Origin of the sequence: Poriferisphaera corsica (assembly GCF_007747445.1) — a bacterium.
Taxonomy (GTDB): domain Bacteria; phylum Planctomycetota; class Phycisphaerae; order Phycisphaerales; family Phycisphaeraceae; genus Poriferisphaera; species Poriferisphaera corsica.
On the sequence record NZ_CP036425.1, the window covers coordinates 2,748,009 to 2,767,657 of the forward strand.

Consider the following 19,649-nt stretch of genomic DNA (forward strand, 5'->3'; position numbering starts at 1 on the left):
ACATACTTTCGAGTGCAATTTGCACACATTAGTACTCAACTGTTTGGAAAGTATTGTAAACTAGGAGTTTATGGGGACTTACGAAACGGGTGAATAGCGAGTTTTCCACAAAAAATTCGTTTGCAACCAGTAGGTCAGCGGTTCGAGCCCGCTAGGCTCCATTAACATAAACCTCTGAATTTAATAGATTTAGAGGTTTTTTCATGCGCGGAGATAGAAATAAAAACTAAGGCGGGGGAACAAGCTGGGGAACAAATGGTATACTATGTTCGGTGATTATTCGGGTCACACTCTCAAATCCAGTGCAGATGATTAGAAGGTAACTCTAACGCCAGCATAGACGTTGTTCACGATAAAGTCGTCCGGCGTGAACTCAACATTGTACTAAACTGTAAAGCTGATCGGCTGCTCGTGGCTAATCCCGATTAGGTTCACACCTATCAAACCCGAATCTCGTCCCGGGCCAATGCCGCTGTACGCAAATGAGTCAGGTCCGGATGGGATGCCGACCTCAACGGTATCAATCGGACTTAGGTATTCATGCTCCCAGAAGCCGACGAGTTCGGGTATGAAGAGCATTGCTGATGTGTCATACTTATACGTAGTTCTAAAACCAAGACGTGTCACAAACGAGTTGCCATTAAACGCACCGACGTCTAGATTCAAACTATCGGCACCGGTTTCACTGTGCGATTCGATTTGCAGGTTCACCCATTGCAATGCAAGCTGAGGCCCGAACCCCCAGTTACCTGATTTAAATTCATAGCCACCGGTTGCTAGTGCCTGCAAGTAAAAACCGGTTGGATCTGACTCAGCAACACGGTCAATCATACCAAACACGATGCGACGGTTGTTTTCATAAAAGTTCACGCCGCCACCAAACAGACCTGATGCGTAAAAACCTTCTTCATTGAACCAAGTCATGTACATCCCGGTATTGATACTGTTAAACGAACTGGTGCCTTGCCCGCTGTCTACGGTGATGCCAGTGTTGGAGTAGCCAAAGAAAGCGCCTGCGGCGAGTGAGTCGAGTACACGGTAGTCGAACCCAAACGTTACACCGGCGGTATTGAATTCGTAACCCGCTTGACTTGAGGTTGAATCAAAATCACCAAAGGTACCGAAGCCATTGATCCATGCGCCCCAGATATCTTTGCCTACACCAGAGAAACGATTGGTTTCCTGCTGCTGCTCCAATGTCTCCTGCGTCTGCATCGCAAAGAGTATGACGTACTCGGGATCGACTGATTCTTCAATACTAGCGCCCTGCGGTGTGTTGACGCTGAGGTTGTTAGACCAGAGCTTGGGTAGATCATAACGCAGCTCGTTGAGGCGCCCATTGAAGTTGTTATTTTGAACGTCAATGCCTTTAAATGTTGCTTCAGCCTGCGGCACAAGATAGTTCGGCACGATCTGCTCAAATGCAACAACCAAAGCTTGACCCGTCTGGTTTTCAAGCTGAGCAATCACTGTTGCAATGTCACCGGTTGGCGAGTTTTGCGAAATACGCTCGAATGCATCAGCGGCAGAGAAAAGATTACGCTGTGTGATTGAGGAAAAATCCGCTAACGCCTCATTCAACGTAATCACAATATCAGTCGCATTGTAAGTTGCCGAGACTTCAAAGCCAGCGATGTCGTCACTAATTGTTGCGAACGTACCACTCACGCCATCATCTGCTTCAAGAATCGTAAACGTATCACCATCCTCCGGCACGTAGCCGGGTAAACCAATCACATTCAATGTGCCGTCAATCGCAGCACTACCAGTCACATCAATCAAATCATTGCCCGTGCCAGCACCTGCTGTTGATTCGATCTCCATGTCATAGATGCTTGAACTATTCAATGTCAGAGTGCCGCCAACAACCATCGTCCCCGCACTGTTGCCCGGAGAGATCGTGCCGGAGCTGATGCAGTTACCAGCTATTGACATCGCACCACCAAGTGTTGCGCCATTGTAAACAAACATATTCGTATTGCCCATATTGGCGTTAACAATCAATGTCCCCGCTCTAACCGCTGTCTCACCGGTGTAAGTGTTGCTACCAGATAGCGTGAGTGTACCTGAACCTTCTTTAGTCAAGCTGCCATTACCACTGATAACACCAGCCAACTCAAGATCATTGCTACCACCTACTGTCAACATCAAACTAACGCTAAAATCATTATTCACAGTTCTCGCATCATCACTGGATTCAATTGTAGAACTACTTGCTACTGAGACACCGCCTGCCCCCAATGCATCATCATGACCAAGGATGACCGTCCCGCCGGATAATGTTGTTCCACCTGAATACGTATTCGCACCACCAAGCGTCAATGTGTTGGTAGCTGATTTTGTTAATGACCCCTCACCACTGATAATACCAGACAGTGTAAGATCATTACTTCCATTAAACGTCAGCGAATTACTCTCTGAAGTAAATCCTATCGCATTACTGATAGAACGTGTATCATCATTTGATTGAATCGTGACAGCACCATCCAGCGTAAGACTGCCTGTCCCCAGCGCATTATTATGACCAAGTATGAGACCCCCATCTTTACTTGATGTTCCACCAGTATATGTATTGTTACCACTAATTGTGATAGTTTTACCAGACATCTCTAAAGCCAGCGATCCATCACCACTAATGATACCACTATAACTGAAGCTACTTTTAGAACCATCCAATAGTAATGAAACGCCATTACTGATACTGGTAGCATTTCTTATTGCGAAATCATCTGATGCAGCCAATCTCGAGTCACCTGTCACATTAAACAAACCTCTTCCTAATGATTGGCTTGACTCAATGACAATCGCACCCTCCGAAAGAGTTGTACCCCCAGTGTGCGTGTTATCACTGCCAAGTGTTAATTCACTGCCTCCGCTTTTTACTAAAGCACCATCACCACTGATAACACCAGAAATTTCCAGATTATTACTACTTTCTCCACTAACAGTCAGCGTATGACCAGAACCAACACCAATGCTATTACTAATTGAACGTGAATCACTATTCCCCTCAAGCACTGCATCACCCTCCACCAACACACTGCCTGTCCCAAAAGCACTGTCATTACCGACAATAATTTTTCCACTTGATAAAGTCGTGTCACCGGTATAGGTATTAACACCACTAAGTGTCAGTGCATCAGTGGGTTCATCCAAACTCACATTCAAACCACCACCGCCACTGATCACACCCGAAAGTTCCAGATCATTACTACCAGAAACTGTCAAAATTGCTGTAGACACCGTCGAAAACGTATTGCTAATTAACCTCGCATCATCATTCGACGAGATTGTACTAGAGGCATTCAAACTCACATTACCAGTACCTAATGCATTATCATTGCCAACAATAATCGTACCACCCAACATGAAGGTTGAACCGGTATATGTATTATTCCCTGTCAATAAAACCGAGCTACCGGCTTCTGAAGCGATACCACCACTACCGCTAATCGTTCCAGATAATGTGAGCTGATTACTACCGACAATAAAAACATCGTTACCTGATGAAGTGATAAAGTTATTACTAATATTGCGTGCATCATCATCTGACTGAAGACGCCCAAAATTTGTTACAGTTACATTGCCCGTTCCAAATGCATTGTCATGCGCAACAATTACAGTACCAAGATCCAGCGTCGTGCCGCCACTGTATGTATTATTGCCACTGAGTGTGAACGTTTCAGTATTCGATGACATATCCAACGCCAAAACACCATCACCACTAATCACACCGGACAGTTCTAGATTATTGCCACCCCCTACAGTTAGTGTTTGTTCCGAATTAATATTAATTGCATTGCCCACAGTTCTGGCATCATTATCTGATTCAAATACCGTGTCACCCGATATAACAACACTGCCTGTTCCTAAAGCATCATCATTGCCAAGAATTATCGTACTCCCAGATAAGGCAGTACCGCCGGTATAGGTGTTAGTGCCGCTAAGCGTGAATGTTCCGCTACCGCTTTGGTTTACTGAGCCATCGCCACTAATCACACCTGAAAGTGCAAGATTGCTATCACCACTCACAGTGAGCGTTTGATCAGATGCAATACGAATACCATTGCCGACTGATCTTGCATCATCATTCGATTCAATCGAACTGCTAAAATTCACAAGCAAATCGGCAGTGCCTATTGCATTATCATTGCCAAAGATGATCGTATTCTCACTATTTGCTAAAAGAGTATTGCCAGTATATGTGTTGTTCCCTGTCAGTAATATCGTGGTATCGCCCAGTGCAGCTAAACCACTACTGCCACTTATGATTCCCGATAGTGTAAGTTTATTACTGCCGGTGACAGCGAGCGCATTACCAGGTGAAGTAATGAAATTGTTGCCAATGTTACGTGAATCATCATCTGATTGAATCCGTCCATTATTTGTTCCGGTTGTTACATCGCCTGTTCCCAAGGCATCGTCATTGCCAAGTATGAGTGTGCCGCTGGTTATGGTTGTTCCACCTGTATACGTATTTGCGCCACTGAGTGTCAATGTGTCGCTGGATGCATCCATATTCAATGTCAACGCACCATCACCACTGATGACACCAGAAAGCACAAGATTATTGTCGCCGTCCACAGTCAGCGTGTTACTGCCAAGATCGATTGCATTACTCACTGATCGTGCATCATTATCCGATTGGATCGCTTGGCCCAGATCAGTGTTTAAGGTTAGCGTACCTGTCCCTAAAGCATCATCATTGCCAAGAATTATCGTGCCACCAGAAAAGGTTGTTCCGTTGGTATAGGTGTTGGCACCAGTGAGTGTGACTATACTGCTACCACCACTTACGTTCACTGTACCATTGCCACTGATCACACCTGATGCATTGATTGCACTACTACCGGAAAAATTGCATTGAACCCCACCAGTCAGGCCAACATCACCAGTCAGCGAGATACCACCCACCAAGGCGCTTACGGTGAATGAAGAGCCCAGGCTTACAATATCTACACCGATCGTTGCGGTACCTGTTTTGCCATTGAAAATGCCCGTGCCGGTATTAAATGTCAGCGAGCCGGTGCCCTGAAGGGTGTAATCACCATCCGTGCCAGTTCCGTCGAATAACATCCCACCGATATTGGTGTAAGCGAGATCAATCCCGGTGAGTGTGAATGGCGACGCGCCATTGCCCGATTGTATGGTGATCTGCCCATCGACATCGGCTGCAAGCGCGCTACCTCCCGACCAATTGGCATCAAGCGTCCAGCTATTGCTTGTTCCACCTGTGAATGTCACATCTGCTGCGTGAAGCTGCACGATACCGCACATGCATAAGCATGCTAAACCCGTTAGTTTGCGAGACATAAGTCACCTGTATTTTTTAAAAACGCTATTCTGAAACGAATGGATAAAAAGAAATCCAAACCACCAGCAGAAAGTGCTCAAAATGACATAACTCTTAACTTTACCACCGGAAACCGGCTCATCAGACTAATTACTATTCTAAAAGTTTCGACTAATCGATCTTTATATCTTAAAAATGATGTACGCATAATCATTTATCATTAACAATGCTATTATCTATATTGTTAAATCCATCTGATGGTATCCAGCAGGATATTCAATATTTGGCACAGATTTGTCACTCAAAATGCATGTTTGCAATAAGTAGGCCTGCGGTTCGAGCCCGCTAGGCCCCATTAAATACAAACCTCTAAACCATTACGAATAAATTCAAGCACGTAACGGTAGTCTCAATAGCGATGCGTGCTAATGGGATATTTTGAAAAGTTTGACCGGTGAATGTTGTCAATCGCGACGGTTGCATGCGATCAGAATGTGAACAATTGGTCGATTTTGCTCATATGTAGTCCTATGATTAGTTCGTTAGCATTGGTTAATAAAGAGGTCAGTATCGATGAGGATGTGGTTCTTAAATCATGAGCGATCCGCTCTGATATTGGGAGTTTGTGTGATGTTGATGTTAGCATTCACTGGTTTTTCGTGTAGCCGTGGCGATGGCGGACCACTAAAGGAAGCCCCCGAGCCAAAGGTTGATGAAGTTCAAAACTCGCCGGTCGAAAGTGTGCAGATCTCAGATACGGACGAGCGAAGTGACGGGCTCAAGACAGCAGTACTAGCGGGCGGATGTTTTTGGTGTACAGAAGGTGTATTTGAACATCTAAATGGTGTTGAGAACGTTGTATCGGGTTATGCAGGCGGGGATAAGAGCACGGCTAACTACAAGTTAGTTGCGGCTGGGCGAACGAAGCATGCGGAAGCAATTCAAATTACCTATGACCCGAAGAAAATTACATATGGGCAGTTACTCAAAATTTTCTTTACAGTGGCACATGACCCGACGACACTAAACCGGCAGGGGAATGATGTTGGCCCACAATACCGGTCTGCAATCTTTTATGAAAATGAACAACAGAAAGAAATAGCTGAAAAATATATTAAGCAGTTAGAGGCAGACAAAGTGTATGGGGACAAGAGAATTGTAACAACACTTGAACCACTATCGAAAGATGGTTTTTATGTCGCAGAAAGTTATCATCAGGATTATGCAGAAAACAATCCTGATGTTCCATATATCAGATATATGGCGTTGCCGAAAATTGAAAAATTAAAAATGAAGTATCCACAGAAAATGAAATAACCTCAAATGAACCACAGATTCAAGCGTGAGTTTTACTCACGCTTTTTTTATAAACGGGTCCCAGCGTTACGGAGTTTGTGTATGAAATTTGCGAGGCCATGCTTGCCGAGGATGATGACAAGACCCAGGATGAATTGAAAGATGTAGGGGATGGCATACATCAGATCACTGCCACCTGATGGGAAAAAATAGCTGAGTTGAGCGGTGTCGTCACCAATACCGAAGGATTGATAGGCGATACCGTAGAAAAGATAGATGAGCTTGATGATGGCCGCGAATGTGATGTATGCGCCAATCAGAGTTAGACCAACAGTCATGAGTTTGGGAGCAGTAAGCCCGGGGCCAAGAATAAAACGGCCGCGGGGTTTAAAAATTTTATTGACAATCGCGGGGGCATAATAAAACAGCATGATAATAAAAACTGCGCTAGTAACGTGCATACCACCAAACATGATGAATTCTTGGAAGGAAACATCAATAGCTACTAACGCTGTGGATTGTTGAGGCAGAATAAAAGTGAGAAACGCAGCGAATATTTGCACAATCATTGGGAAAATATACACGATAAAGCAGTAAACCATGAGTAAACGAAAAAGTGCGGTAATGACTGCGTGCTGTGTCGTGTTGTGATACTCAGCAAGTGATTCATTGATCGCGAGGCCACATTCGGGGCAATTGCTGTCGGTACTAAGATTAAGCAGATTGTAGTCGCAACTGGCGCATTGAATCGGCTCATGAATCATGAGAGGTGTAATGGGCATATCGTTTTTAGGCATAATGCACCCCGGTGATAAGGTAATCGTGACATCATGCATTTTAGTAAATGCTCATTATTTTGGATAGATATTGTCCAACAATGTATTTGCCTATAAATCAGACGCGGAAGATGGCGCCGAGTTTTTTACCCATGAGGACCGAAGCACCTACGAGAGTGATCGTGAGCAGAGCCATTCCCCAAACACCCATAGCAGAGGCGATATACTGGCCGTCACCGAGTCGAGAGTAGAACTCCCAGATTGCCTTGGTAATTGGGAAATCTTTGTCCTGTTGAGCGAGGATGAGTGAGTCAGAGACTTCTAGCATCGCGAAAGAAAAGACGAGGATGGAACCTGCGATGATGTTAGCCATGATGAGCGGAACAACGATGCGGCGAACGGAAGTCATGGTTGAGGCGCCGAGATTGAGGGCTGCTTCCTCGAGGAGACCGGAGGTCTGCTGAAGGCCTGCGGAGGTTGAACGGACAATGTAGGGCAGACGCCGAATCGTGTATGCAATAATCAGAAGCGGCACGGGGTTTGGATTTTTACCGAGAACGGAGAAAAAACCACCAAAGATCGAGCCTTCTTGAAAAGGCCATTCAAGAGTCATTGCGACGTAGCCGAAAGCCATGACGAGGCCGGGGACGGCAAGTGGTAGCATCGCAAGTGAGTCGAGAATAAAGCCGCCTTTGATTTTGACCCTAACTGTTAGATAGGAAATTGCGATACCGATGATGGCACAAAAAATCATCGCGGCAAAGGCGTAATAGAGCGAGTTGTAGATGGAGCCGATAGCGAGATCGTGAGTGAGTGCGGAGTTGAAGTGCGAGATTGTGAACTCAGCAGGAACGATGGTGCGATACCATGTACCGTCGGCGGCGAATGATGAAAGAATGACACCGATATGCGGGAGGACAGCGAGGAGTGTAATGCCAACGAAAAGCAAAAGGGCAAGGAGCCCCTTGCCAAACGGAAGCTTTTCAACGGTTGAAGCAACAGAGGCTTTGGCCTGCATCTCATAAGCTTTACCGCCGAAGACAAACTTGCCGAGCATGTAGAGGGCGATAGCAACGAAGAGCATCACGACAACAAGCGCGTAGGGTCGTGGGTTGTCGCCGATCTCATTGATGCCCCAAAAAACTTGGACCGGGGTAACTTTGTAATAGTCGAACATCAGAGGCGTACCAAGCTCTGTGAATGACCAGATGAAAACAATGGTTGCGCCAGCAAAGATGCCGGGGATGATGAGAGGGAATGTACATTTCCAAAAGCGTTTAAAACGAGAAGCGCCAAGGTTCAAAGCCGCTTCGTCGAGTGCAGGATCGAGATTTGCAAGAGCAGCCGTGATATTGAGATAGATTATGGGGTAGAGATGCAAAGCTTCCATGACCACGACCGACCAGAACCGACCGCCAACAGCACCGCCAAGAAAGTCGATACCGGGGCCGTTGGGATCGAGGAAACCAATATCCATAAGGACGGTGTTGATCATGCCAAAGCGGCCGAGAAGTGCTCTAAGACCGATCGCACCAACAAAGGGCGGGAGGATGAGCGGTACGAGGATGAGAGATGAGACTGCGACCTTGCCGGGGAAATCAAACTTAGTGGCAATGATGGCAAGAGGAAGCGTAATCAAGAGGCATAGGACTGTGGTGCAAGTGGCAATCAGCAGTGAATTAAGCAGACCTTGCATATAGAGCGGGTCTTGGAAAATAGAAAGTAGATATGAGAGAGTGAAATGACCATCACTGTCGGTAAACCCGCCTGTGACGGTGAGGATAATGGGCCAAATGAGGAATAGGCCAAGAATTGCAAAGAGCAGCGCGAGCAATGTGTAGCGGTAAACAAGGCGCGTATTGATGCGTGGCTTGCGGTATTTGCTGGCTGGAGCGGTAGTTGGGGGCGTTTGAATTGTGGACTGCATGCGAGCAGGATACAGGAGCATTATGGGAGGTGGAAGCAGCGATTCTGTGAGTTTTCGGTTAACGACAAGTCATGCAATATACATGTTGCTTCTCTTCGAGATGGCAAACAGAAACCGTGACATGTAAGAATGTCAGCAGAAGCCTGCGAAGTGAGAAAACCGCGGAATCCCCTTGCCCTCTACTGCATGATCACAAGCGCATAAGTGTCATATATTTAGCATAATTCATGACCTCACTGATGTCATATTAACATTGTTAGACAGGTTATTTTTGCGTCAATTTTTTGTTTGGATTTTATGAGCAATTTACATTATCCTAGCAAGCTCGCGCTATGCGCAGCCGCCTGTTGATAATCCCCATAACCCTCTACGCACAGGTCAATTATGTCAGAGAACAACACTGCCCTTGATAGTCAGGTCACCACGAAAGACAGTGGTACTTTTATTATCAATCACACCCCCGGGTTTAGGTTCCGCCGTGGGATGAACTGGTTCGCACTTGGCCTGATGTATGCCACCTACTACATGTGCCGCTACAACTTCCGTTTTGCGACACCCGGCTTGCGTGATGAATTCGGCTTCGACAAGACTGCTATTGGGGATTTATTCGGCGTTTGGGCACTTGCCTATGGGACCGGCCAACTCATCAACGGGCTCTTCTCTGACCGCATCGGCGGTAAACGCTGCATGCTCATCGGAGCCATCGGCACGATCATCATTAACTTCATGTTTGGCTTCTCACCTTGGGTCAGCTCATTCACCACATTCGGCATGCTCTCGCTCCTCAACGGTTACATGCAATCCTTTGGCGCTCCGGGCATGGTCAAAATCAATGCCGCATGGTTCCACCGCACTGAACGTGGAACCTTTGCGGGTATCTTCGGTATCATGATCCAACTTGGCCAAATTGCTATCTCAAATCTTGCCCCCTTCATCCTAAGCACCACTCTCATGCTAGGTAGCTTTTACCTCATGAAAGAAGGTGAATGGCGATACCTTTTCATCATCCCACCACTCTTTACGGTTGCAGCCGCTTTATTCATGATCATCGTGGTTAAACAATCTCCTGATGAAGCAGGCTTCCCTGGTGAAATTGAAGACGAGGTCGATAATTCAGAAGGCACAACCGTTCCGCTGATACATTCACTAAAAACAATCTTCCTACATCCGCTCGTATGGTTCTATGCCTTGGCATATGCCTGTACCGGTGGTGTCCGTCACTCACTTGATAACATTTCAATCCTTTACTTCGAAGAGCAACTCGGTTTTGATATGAAGGGCAACATCCCTTGGATTGTGGTCATCACACTTTCGCTCATGCCGATTGTCGCAATCATGGGATCTATCGGGTCGGGCTTCATCTCAGACAAATTCTTTAACGGCAAACGCGCGCCAGTAGCTGCGGTCCTTTACTTCGGTGAAGCGTGCATCATCGGACTCTCGGCGATCATCCTCTCCATGGGATGGGTCAGTCCTACTGCCTTTGGTATCGTCGTAGGCTGTACGATTCTCATCATGATTTCACTCTCTGTGAACTCAACGCACTCGCTAGTCGGTGCAGCAGCACCGATGGACATAGGCGGTAAAAAGATGGCTGGCTTCGCTGCTGGTGTTATTGACTCATTCCAATACTACGGTGCTGCAATATCACTCTTCATTACAGGCCGCGTGCTTCAAGCAACCGAAGCTGATTACGGTTACCTCTTCTGGTACATCATCATGGCTGGCTTCGGCATCCTCGGTGGTTTCTGTATGGTCGCCCTCGTATTGCGACAAAGACAACTTCGCGCTCAAGGCCGAGTCGTTTCTGGTTAATACCTTTATCAGCAATACCCCTGCCCTGTACAAATAACAAAGCGTCGCAGTCTATTAAGAGTGCGACGCTTTTCTTTTACAATTCGAGCTAACAAACAGTTAGAAAATATTTTGAAAATAGTCAGGGAAGATCGTCGCCAAACCAAAGTACGCAGCCGCCCTTGGTATAAAAAGTAAAACAAGAAAAATAGATGCTTCATTGAGCTGCATTGCAAACATCAGCCCCACCGGCACACCACAAAGAAAAAGATATGGCGCAAGGCAAGCAACCAAATACCAATGATCGAAACCAGCAATCGCCATGATCTGCACAAGCAAGACGTCGCAGATCGCCGCGGGCAAGAATGTGAGCGCTGCAATTTTCAGTAGCGTTGTTTTAAAATCGGAGAACGCCAAATCAAACCAGTCAGCCACAAACAACAAAGCCCATATCGCAGTCGGAATAAAAACGATCATTTGAATCATTATCACTTCGACAGCAATAAATGAACCTTTCGATGGATCACCCGTGAGGAAAATCATCAAGCCGATTGTGACCAGCCAACCGATGGGGATACACACCAAAGGTATATACCATGCTTTGACTTTAGATGGCGTTATATCATCGACACGCTCTTCGAGCGCCCTGGCCACCGCTGATTTACCACCACTTGCCTGTGCGTATAAGCCAAACTGTGTGCTGGTTTCTACGCCGCCAGTAGCTGCATGCGGATCAACAACTTGTGGCGTTACAGGACGAAAATCATGACCGCATTTGCAACCCAGTTCTTTACCCATAAATTGCGGCTTCCACACATAAACCTTGCCGCAGGATGGGCAGGATACCGTCGGCCTCGCCTCTGATGACATAAACCTGCTCCCATAATGCTAAAACAAATATGCTTCTCAGATTGGGTTTATTTATGAAAAGTACCCTGATACAGATCTGCCACAGTCTTAGGATGCTCGATATAACTGATGTTCCCATTCATATCAAAAAACACCTCGGTCACATCTTTTGCAGAGAAATTGTAGATAAAGATAAAGCCTTCTTTATCACTGGTACGCCCAAGATAATCTTCGATTGTTTGCTGCTTGTATTTCACTTCATGCCCATAGCCAAGCTTGGCTTTTGGATTGATGATAATCATTTTCCGAGGCATGCGTGCATCCACAACATCCTTCCAAGGCATCCCTACCTTGATGTTATTCTCGAATTGTTCCTGCTGAATCGCAGGGTCAAGTGTCGAAAAACCTGCGCCGTAGTAAATACCTACAAGTGCAATGACAACCAAGATAAAAACGACCGCTAAAGCTTTCATAAAAAAAGGCTCCCAGTTCATAGTCTCGAAATGATCTTAGAATGATTGAATCACAACGCCACTTACAGCGTGACACAGATATCTGATCACCGATAGACAGGGATTACCCAATTCAGACATAGAAAAAGCTGGCTGCAGAACAGTCAGCTTTTATATGCATTTTGTGATGCTTTAATTTATGCCGTCTTACGACGAATCATAGCCGCAGCCCCGAGAGTCAGGAGCAATAGCGACGATGGCTCAGGAATATTGACCTGCCAGCCAATATCAGCGAAACCCGCGTAGTCCAAGTCGGTCAGCATTTTACGCTGATTATTTGCAATCGTCGGATCCATCGCGTGAATGCCGCCATCCAGATCATCCAGCCAGTGACCACTTGCTGATTCGACAGGCACATTGCCACCATACTCAGCCACAGAATTCGCACCTGTAAACAAGTCCGTAGAAATCAGATTATCGAATGAGTCTGATGTTCCAAAACCAAGCACGTGGCCGATTTCATGAATCGCCACAGAAAGAAAATCGTATACGACTGAATCGGTATTGGCGGTCTGAACAGGCACGGACGAACTCGCATCACCCCAGAACCAATCTACAGCCAGATTACTCCCGTTGTAGTTCACAACGATATCTGTATCGAAAGTCAATGATCCACCCCAAGGTGCAAAATCTACCGCACTCGCGCCAGTAGTCTCTGCTTGACCGCGTTGTCCGATCGTATCAAACCACGAAGCATTTCCAGTGCCTCCCCAACCACCAGGCCCGCCACGCCCCAGCGCACTCATGTTGCGACCACCAGCATAAATCACGATCTGATCTTGACCAACCGCCGGATTATCAATCAATGTCGAACCACCGGTTGCTGGGTTTGAAAAGCTCTGACTCCACGTATTACCACCACCAGGCACAATCGCATCAAGTGAGTCTTCGAAATACATTTCAAAGTAAGTTGCAGCCTCTTCCAGACGCGCTCGGCGTGTCGCACCGTTGGATCCGTCTGCAAAGGTTGAACCCGTATTAAAAAAACCATTCGCATCGTATGTGTAATCAAACACAATATCGATGTTGGCTGTCGCTGATTGAGTCATCGCTACAGAAGCCGCTATACACAGCCCTGCACCGATCGATTTACATAAATTGTTCATGCCTCTCTCCGTTTGATGATTTCCGCACCCTCTTACAACACAGAATGCTTCCCTAAAGATAATGAATCACAGATATTATGATCCACAAACATTAACCCGACAAGTCTAATCTTGTCGTTATTGGGATCAATACAAAACTCATATCGACCGAGCTACAAAAACCCCTGTAATACAAGCGGTTATCGGCTAATTTCATATAAAGCATTTCTGACCATATATAAAAACGCAACAGTTTTAAAACCGTTGCGTATCATTTGTTTCATATTTAAAATCATTGATTAATCTTAACGATTATGATTCACCAATCGTCAGATCTGACAATTTATCGACATCGCCCTGAGCGATCTTATCGAAACCGGAACCCAGATCACCGATTGGATCAGGTGGTGCGATCTCAACGACCTTCTCACCAAGCTTTGCTTCGCCAGCCAACACCTTGGCTTCAAACTTCTTACACTCAGCGAGCAATGCCTCAAGAATTTCTTCTTCCTTCACATTCGCAACACGCTGCCCTTGGACGTAAATAATACCGCGTCGATCGCCCGCAAAGATCGCCACATCTGCCCCCTCAGCTTCGCCCGGCCCGTTCACAATACAACCCATCACCGCCACCTTAATCGGCAACTGAATCTCTTCAGCAAGTACCTTCCGCACATCCTGAACAAGTGTAAACAGATCCACCTGTATGCGGCCGCACGTCGGGCATGCGATCAAGTCCACACCCTTGCGTTCACGCAACTCAAGGCAGTAAAGCATCTCAAGCGCATCCTCAACTTCAAAAATCGGATCGTTCGCATAACTAATTCGTACCGTATCACCAATACCACTTGCCAGCAGATGCCCAAGCGGCACAACCGAACGAATACTCCCCGTCTCACGAGGTCCAGCATGCGTCACACCCAAATGCAGCGGATGATCAAAGCGTTTAGAGATTTCCGTATAAGCCGCAATACACAAATTCGGGTCCGGCGACTTCGCACTGATCACAATGTCATAAAAATCTTTTTCGTAGAAAATATCCAAATACTCTTCAAGCTTCGCAATCATGATCGCAAGAAAGTGGCCATGCTTGTTGTTCGAAAACACACCACCTAATTCCTTCATGCGTTTTTGCTTGTCTCGACGCTCAATAATTGAGCCTTCATTCACCCCAATACGGATCGGCACGCCCTTGTCCTTGCAGGCCTCAATCACCGCTTCAACCTGCTTACGATCCGAAATATTACCCGGATTCAAACGGATCTTATGAACGCCAGCTTCGATCGCATCCAAAGCTCTTTGGAAATGGAAATGCACATCCGCAACGATCGGCACCTTCACCTGCGGAATAATCTCCTTCAGCGCATCCGTATCTTTCTTCTCCGGCACAGCCACGCGAACTAAGTCCGCACCGCCTGCTGCCAGTTTATTGATCTCAGCAACACACGTATCAATGTCGTACGTATAACCAGAGGTCATCGTCTGTACGCTCACCGGCGCATCGCCACCGATCTTAACGTAACCATGATGATCCGAGCCGAGTGTTACCTGACGTGTTGGTCGTCGTTGAGCCATATGTCTGCGTACCCCTCTTGATTCTTGGATACCGTTCTTGGTGTTATTTACAGGCAAATATCTGCAAAGCGCACAAGCACTTTAAGTAAAAAGTATAGCTGATTCGCCGCCACCCCGTCAGCTTTCTTCACAAGCAGTCATATCGACCAATTCGTCATCCGTACAATATCACAAGACCTCAACCACCCCTATTCCGCTTCAATCATGTCCAATCGCAAATCCCGCTCCGGATATACACGCCTCTGGCTCGGCAATTCAGGCGACAATCCCAGCTCTTGTGGATAAGGTTGCCGTCCAAACCGCCACACATAGGTATACAGCGGCGAACGATATATCGAATAAAACCCAACCCCCAACATCGCACGCGGCACATCATAAAACCTCCCCCATGGCGGAAAGACCGGATTGATCGGCACACCACCAAATTGATACAAAAACGTCTGATACCGCGCCCTCGCCCCTGCCGGCAAATACCTCAGCCCACCGTCATACGCATACCCCCGCTGGGCCGCTAAATACGGATTATTTCGAGCCTGATTCCCCGCAATCTCCCGTTCACGCATCCGATCAGCATCATACCACAGCCGATCCAGCGTCCCCCCTCGCGTCCCATACGAATTTGGCCCATATCGCCGAATTAACTGTGCAGAAAGACTCTCCACACTGACCAGAAACACCGATAAACAGACAAGTAACACAACTCTGTAACAATACATACAACCTCCAATTTACGGACCCCAACAACCTTGTAACAAAGCCATGATTGATCATTTACGCAGAATCGCAATAATCCAGAAAAACACTGACAATTACATAAGTAATCCGTTTATTTTGATTTTATTTGTCTCTTTTTGGATACATTTGATCAAATCGTGTATGTTATACAAGGACCAGGGTGGAAACTGTCCAGTTGACGCATGCTTATATCTTTTTCACAACTTTACAGAAGTGAGTGGTTGATATGTACGCAAAGAAGCTTTACCCGCTGAAACTGAACCCCATTTACAAGGAAAAGGTCTGGGGTGGCCGCACGCTCGAACTCCTCGACCGAACCCTACCCGGCACATCCAACACCCATATTGGCGAATCCTGGGAACTCGCTGACCTGAATCAAACATCCGTCAGCGGCGGCGGCGGCTCTCCCGAGCACTCCCTCATCGCCAACGGTGAATTCTCAGGGCAAACCATCTCAGAGCTCATCCAATCCCTCGGCCCAGCCATCACCGGCTCCCTCCCCCTTACCGATTCAAACTCATTCCCCCTGCTCGTCAAATTCCTCGACGCGAAAACCAACCTTTCCGTCCAGGTACACCCATCCCAAAAATACGCCGACGCCCACGAGGACGCTTTCCTCAAAAGTGAGTGCTGGTATATCCTGCACGCAGAACCCGGCGCCGTCATATACAAAGGCGTTAAGGAAGGCACCACCGAAGGACTCTTCCGTCAAGCCATCAAAAGCAACACGGTCGAAGAACTGCTCATCAAAGTCCCCGTCAACATCGGCGACTGCCACTACGTCCCCAGCGGCACATGCCACGCCTTAGGCCAAGGCATCCTCGCTGCCGAAGTACAAACCCCCAGCGACACAACCTTCCGTGTCTACGACTGGGGCCGCACAGGCCGCGAACTCCACATCGATGCCGCCATGCAGTGCATGACCCTCGGGCCCGCAGAAACCTCAAAATACGAACCCAACATCACCACCGACGGCCAATACGCCTCACGCACACAACTCATCACCTGTAAATTCTTCAACCTCGATCGCTACATCGCAAAATCAAACTTCACAGACCCGCTCACCAACAACGAGCCGATCGTCTGGATGTTCCTTGAAGGCTCCGGCCACTTCTCATGTGATGCATCGCCACATATCGCCTTCGAAAAAGGTCAAACCTTTCTCATCCCACCCAACATCTCCAACCTCACCGTTGAAATGTCAGAAGGCACAACCTGGCTCGAAACTACTTTCCCTCAAGCCGAACCTGACACACGCATCGCGTAAAAATCAATCTAACGAACGAATAGGCTCCCATTGTGGAGCCTTTTTTTATACCAACTGAAGCGCCCGATGTAGATCCTCTTTCTTAAACGCAGTCACCCCCACATTCTCATCCGCAGCCCCGTAATAAATCAGATACATATCTCCCTCTTCAACAACCGCCGTTGGAAACACAACATTATTCACGAAACCCCTTAATTCATAGTCCTCCTCAGGCCTCATGATCGGCTTAGCTGTCCGCGCAACCACCCGCCGTGGATCAACCTTATCCATCACAAACGCACCCGCGGTATAAACGCCCACGCCCTCCTCACCAGCTTGTTTGTCCGAACCGTGATACAAACTCAGATACCCCATCTCCATCCGCACCGGCGGCGTCCCCCCGCCAATCCGATCACGATACACCGATTCACGCGATCCCATCAGTTGCTCGTGCTCACCCCAATGCTTCAGGTCTTTCGAATGGCCCAACCATATCTCAGGCTTCGTCAGCCTCAACGACGGCATCGGCCGATGCATCGCCACATATTTCCCATCGATCAGTTCCGGAAACAAAATCACATCCTTATTATCCGGCGGCAAAATCACTCCATGCCTTTCAAACGATCTAAAATCTTTCGTACTCATCAACGCCGTCGCAGCACCATGCTCAGATACCGCCACATACGTCATATAAAACCGCTCACCAATCCGCGTAATCCGTGGGTCTTCAATCCCATAAACCTCATACTGCCCCTCAGGATAAATCGTCCCGATCTGCTTATCGATCGTCCGCCCATCCTTCGACACATATACCCGCAAATGCGAGATAAATCGCAATCGAATCAGCCCTGTACTAATCACGTGATAGACCCGCGGATCACTCAAATCCACATCCGCCTTATCAATCCAATCAATCTCAATCCCACCATCACCACCACCTTCATCTTCACCCACAATCCGTGGCGACGCCCACGCATCCTCTCGCACATCCAACGGCTCCTCCACAACCCTCACCACCAAATACGTCACACCATCATCCGTATCCTTCACCACACCCGGATTAAACGCACCGATAACCCGCGTCCCCTCATGCAAAGGCTTCAGATCACTCGGTCGCAACATACATTTCGAAAACACCCGCTTTAGCATCATCATATCCCCTTGAATTTCACAATATTTATCGACAAATCACGCCCCATTCCCTCACGCATAGGGAAATCATATCCATCATCATTTCCCAGATCTCTCTCCTCTAAAACAAAAAAACTGCCAGCAATCGCTGACAGTTTCTTATATCTCTTCATTTCATGCACCATCAGCCCGGCAAGTGCTTCAACCAGAACCGTGACCAGTTCTCGTGATAAAACTTCGCAATATCTTCATCGCTAAACCCGCGCCCACTCAAAACCTCCGCAAACTTCTGCAGATCACGATATGTATCCACCTCCGTTGGGATCCAGTCCGCACCAAACCCGCCATCCATATCCGTTCCAAACCCAACATGATCCGTGTTTCCCGCCAGATCACACACCCTCACCACATGATCAGCTAACTCTCGGATAGACACGTCATGTGGCATCTTGCGATCAAAATCCCCCCTGATCATCGACACACACAACACTGCACCAACCACGCCGCCGCGATCAATCACCTTCTTGATCTGCACATCCGTCATCTGTCTCGACGTATCCGCAATCCTTCTACAATTCGAGTGCGTCGCAATCAACGGCCCCTGATAAATCTCCGTTGCCTCCGCAATACTCATGTCAGATAAATGCGACAAATCCAGCACGATCCCAAGCCGATCCATCTCCACCAACAATTCCTTACCCAACTCAGTCAACGGCCCGTCCCCCTCCGATGCCGTCGTCGTCCCACAACCAAACCGCGAATTCCCAAAGTGCGCCAACGAGATACACCGCAATCCCTGCTCGTACCACCCCGCCGTCTGATCCACACGATAAATCGGGTCCGCACCCTCCATCATCATAATCATCCCGATCGGCAACTTATCCTTCACCGGATCATCCGACTCTTCCCACAACTCCAAATGCGTCGCCAACTCACCCTTGCTCGTAATAAACCGCAGCTCCCCCAATTCCTCCATCAACTTGTAATACGACACCTGCATCTGACCATTCGCATGAGCCATCGTCGGGCACGGATAATCCGCATCTTCCCGCAAGATCACACGGTTCGGATCAACCCCTGGCTTACACCTGATGAAGATCGTACTCACCACCACCCCTGCCCTCGCCGCACGTAACTCATCAAAACTCAGCGTACACCTCCCACGCTCCGACGGGTTATCCGCACGCTCACGCCCCCGAATCTCCGCAACCGTCAAACGCTGATCACGCTCATAAACCAAAGCCTGCATCGCCAAATCAAGGTGGCCATCAAATATCAACTGCATAACTAAAGACCTTTTCTTACTGATTATTTAATAACGCCACACCTCATCGCTTCAGCGATATCGCCATCAGGCCTTGCGCCAGCTTGAGACAATGACAATCCTACAATCACCATCATCAACCAATCTGCTCACATTCGCCTACATT

14 protein-coding genes are annotated in these 19,649 nt (G+C 47.5%); 3 read left to right on the top strand and 11 right to left on the bottom strand.

The features are described 5' to 3' along the window. Positions 1–384 precede the first annotated feature (384 nt). Entirely contained in the window at positions 385–5,277 is a 4,893-nt protein-coding gene (locus KS4_RS11375) for an autotransporter domain-containing protein (RefSeq protein ID WP_200761186.1), read from the bottom strand. Between the two features lie 646 nt (positions 5,278–5,923). Here KS4_RS11375 and msrA point away from each other — a divergent pair. Continuing rightward, positions 5,924–6,610, top strand: a complete 687-nt coding sequence (gene msrA, locus KS4_RS11380; RefSeq protein ID WP_200761187.1) for a peptide-methionine (S)-S-oxide reductase MsrA — start codon at positions 5,924–5,926, stop codon at positions 6,608–6,610. Positions 6,611–6,657: 47 nt separating this feature from the next. Here the strand turns inward: msrA and KS4_RS11385 are convergent, their stop codons facing one another. Continuing rightward, positions 6,658–7,386: a hypothetical protein gene (locus KS4_RS11385; RefSeq protein WP_145078069.1), complete on the bottom strand. Its 729-nt coding sequence runs from the start codon at positions 7,384–7,386 to the stop codon at positions 6,658–6,660. Between the two features lie 97 nt (positions 7,387–7,483). Then, the gene (locus tag KS4_RS11390) at positions 7,484–9,292 is read right to left on the bottom strand and encodes an ABC transporter permease (protein ID WP_145078071.1); all 1,809 of its coding nucleotides are present in this window, start codon (positions 9,290–9,292) and stop codon (positions 7,484–7,486) included. A 384-nt stretch (positions 9,293–9,676) separates the two neighbouring features. Between KS4_RS11390 and KS4_RS11395 the strand changes: the two genes are divergently transcribed. Continuing rightward, the gene (locus KS4_RS11395) at positions 9,677–11,107 is read left to right on the top strand and encodes an MFS transporter (RefSeq protein ID WP_145078073.1); all 1,431 of its coding nucleotides are present in this window, start codon (positions 9,677–9,679) and stop codon (positions 11,105–11,107) included. A 99-nt stretch (positions 11,108–11,206) separates the two neighbouring features. Here KS4_RS11395 and KS4_RS11400 read toward each other — a convergent pair whose 3' ends face one another. From KS4_RS11400 to KS4_RS11420, 5 genes are all read right to left on the bottom strand, one after another. Continuing rightward, a complete protein-coding gene (locus KS4_RS11400; RefSeq protein WP_145078075.1) occupies positions 11,207–11,884 on the bottom strand; it encodes a hypothetical protein in 678 nt (225 codons plus the stop codon). Between the two features lie 119 nt (positions 11,885–12,003). Continuing rightward, positions 12,004–12,408 (bottom strand): hypothetical protein, encoded by a 405-nt coding sequence (locus KS4_RS11405; RefSeq protein WP_145078077.1) that lies wholly within the window; start codon positions 12,406–12,408, stop codon positions 12,004–12,006. A gap of 176 nt (positions 12,409–12,584) precedes the next feature. Then, positions 12,585–13,553 carry a PEP-CTERM sorting domain-containing protein gene (locus KS4_RS11410; RefSeq protein ID WP_145078079.1) on the bottom strand — a complete coding sequence of 323 codons (969 nt, stop codon included), beginning with the start codon at positions 13,551–13,553 and terminating at the stop codon, positions 12,585–12,587. Between the two features lie 291 nt (positions 13,554–13,844). After that, positions 13,845–15,107 carry a flavodoxin-dependent (E)-4-hydroxy-3-methylbut-2-enyl-diphosphate synthase gene (ispG, locus tag KS4_RS11415; protein WP_145078081.1) on the bottom strand — a complete coding sequence of 421 codons (1,263 nt, stop codon included), beginning with the start codon at positions 15,105–15,107 and terminating at the stop codon, positions 13,845–13,847. Positions 15,108–15,295: 188 nt separating this feature from the next. Then, positions 15,296–15,823 carry a hypothetical protein gene (locus tag KS4_RS11420; protein ID WP_145078083.1) on the bottom strand — a complete coding sequence of 176 codons (528 nt, stop codon included), beginning with the start codon at positions 15,821–15,823 and terminating at the stop codon, positions 15,296–15,298. A 245-nt stretch (positions 15,824–16,068) separates the two neighbouring features. On the opposite strand from KS4_RS11420, the gene KS4_RS11425 reads away from it, so the two are divergent. Further along, a complete protein-coding gene (locus KS4_RS11425; RefSeq protein ID WP_145078085.1) occupies positions 16,069–17,109 on the top strand; it encodes a type I phosphomannose isomerase catalytic subunit in 1,041 nt (346 codons plus the stop codon). A 45-nt stretch (positions 17,110–17,154) separates the two neighbouring features. Here KS4_RS11425 and KS4_RS11430 read toward each other — a convergent pair whose 3' ends face one another. The 3 genes from KS4_RS11430 to KS4_RS11435 are packed head-to-tail and all read right to left on the bottom strand — an operon-like array spanning position 17,155 to position 19,504. Then, positions 17,155–18,210 carry a glycoside hydrolase family 130 protein gene (locus KS4_RS11430; RefSeq protein WP_200761188.1) on the bottom strand — a complete coding sequence of 352 codons (1,056 nt, stop codon included), beginning with the start codon at positions 18,208–18,210 and terminating at the stop codon, positions 17,155–17,157. Between the two features lie 29 nt (positions 18,211–18,239). After that, entirely contained in the window at positions 18,240–18,392 is a 153-nt protein-coding gene (locus tag KS4_RS17635) for a hypothetical protein (protein WP_200761189.1), read from the bottom strand. Positions 18,393–18,403: 11 nt separating this feature from the next. Then, positions 18,404–19,504, bottom strand: a complete 1,101-nt coding sequence (locus tag KS4_RS11435) for a dipeptidase (RefSeq protein ID WP_145078089.1) — start codon at positions 19,502–19,504, stop codon at positions 18,404–18,406. Positions 19,505–19,649: the final 145 nt, after the last annotated feature.

What these genes read in the sequence shown, in the direction of transcription:
- KS4_RS11400 (WP_145078075.1), bottom strand. Translation starts at nt 11,884, where the DNA reads ATGGGTAAAGAACTGGGTTGCAAATGCGGTCATGATTTTCGTCCTGTA.
- KS4_RS11390 (WP_145078071.1), bottom strand. Translation starts at nt 9,292, where the DNA reads ATGCAGTCCACAATTCAAACGCCCCCAACTACCGCTCCAGCCAGCAAA.
- msrA (WP_200761187.1), top strand. Translation starts at nt 5,924, where the DNA reads ATGTTGATGTTAGCATTCACTGGTTTTTCGTGTAGCCGTGGCGATGGC.
- KS4_RS11420 (WP_145078083.1), bottom strand. Translation starts at nt 15,823, where the DNA reads ATGTATTGTTACAGAGTTGTGTTACTTGTCTGTTTATCGGTGTTTCTG.
- KS4_RS17635 (WP_200761189.1), bottom strand. Translation starts at nt 18,392, where the DNA reads ATGAAGAGATATAAGAAACTGTCAGCGATTGCTGGCAGTTTTTTTGTT.
- KS4_RS11425 (WP_145078085.1), top strand. Translation starts at nt 16,069, where the DNA reads ATGTACGCAAAGAAGCTTTACCCGCTGAAACTGAACCCCATTTACAAG.
- KS4_RS11410 (WP_145078079.1), bottom strand. Translation starts at nt 13,553, where the DNA reads ATGAACAATTTATGTAAATCGATCGGTGCAGGGCTGTGTATAGCGGCT.
- KS4_RS11405 (WP_145078077.1), bottom strand. Translation starts at nt 12,408, where the DNA reads ATGAAAGCTTTAGCGGTCGTTTTTATCTTGGTTGTCATTGCACTTGTA.
- ispG (WP_145078081.1), bottom strand. Translation starts at nt 15,107, where the DNA reads ATGGCTCAACGACGACCAACACGTCAGGTAACACTCGGCTCGGATCAT.
- KS4_RS11435 (WP_145078089.1), bottom strand. Translation starts at nt 19,504, where the DNA reads ATGCAGTTGATATTTGATGGCCACCTTGATTTGGCGATGCAGGCTTTG.
- KS4_RS11375 (WP_200761186.1), bottom strand. Translation starts at nt 5,277, where the DNA reads ATGTGCGGTATCGTGCAGCTTCACGCAGCAGATGTGACATTCACAGGT.
- KS4_RS11395 (WP_145078073.1), top strand. Translation starts at nt 9,677, where the DNA reads ATGTCAGAGAACAACACTGCCCTTGATAGTCAGGTCACCACGAAAGAC.
- KS4_RS11430 (WP_200761188.1), bottom strand. Translation starts at nt 18,210, where the DNA reads ATGTTGCGACCGAGTGATCTGAAGCCTTTGCATGAGGGGACGCGGGTT.
- KS4_RS11385 (WP_145078069.1), bottom strand. Translation starts at nt 7,386, where the DNA reads ATGCCTAAAAACGATATGCCCATTACACCTCTCATGATTCATGAGCCG.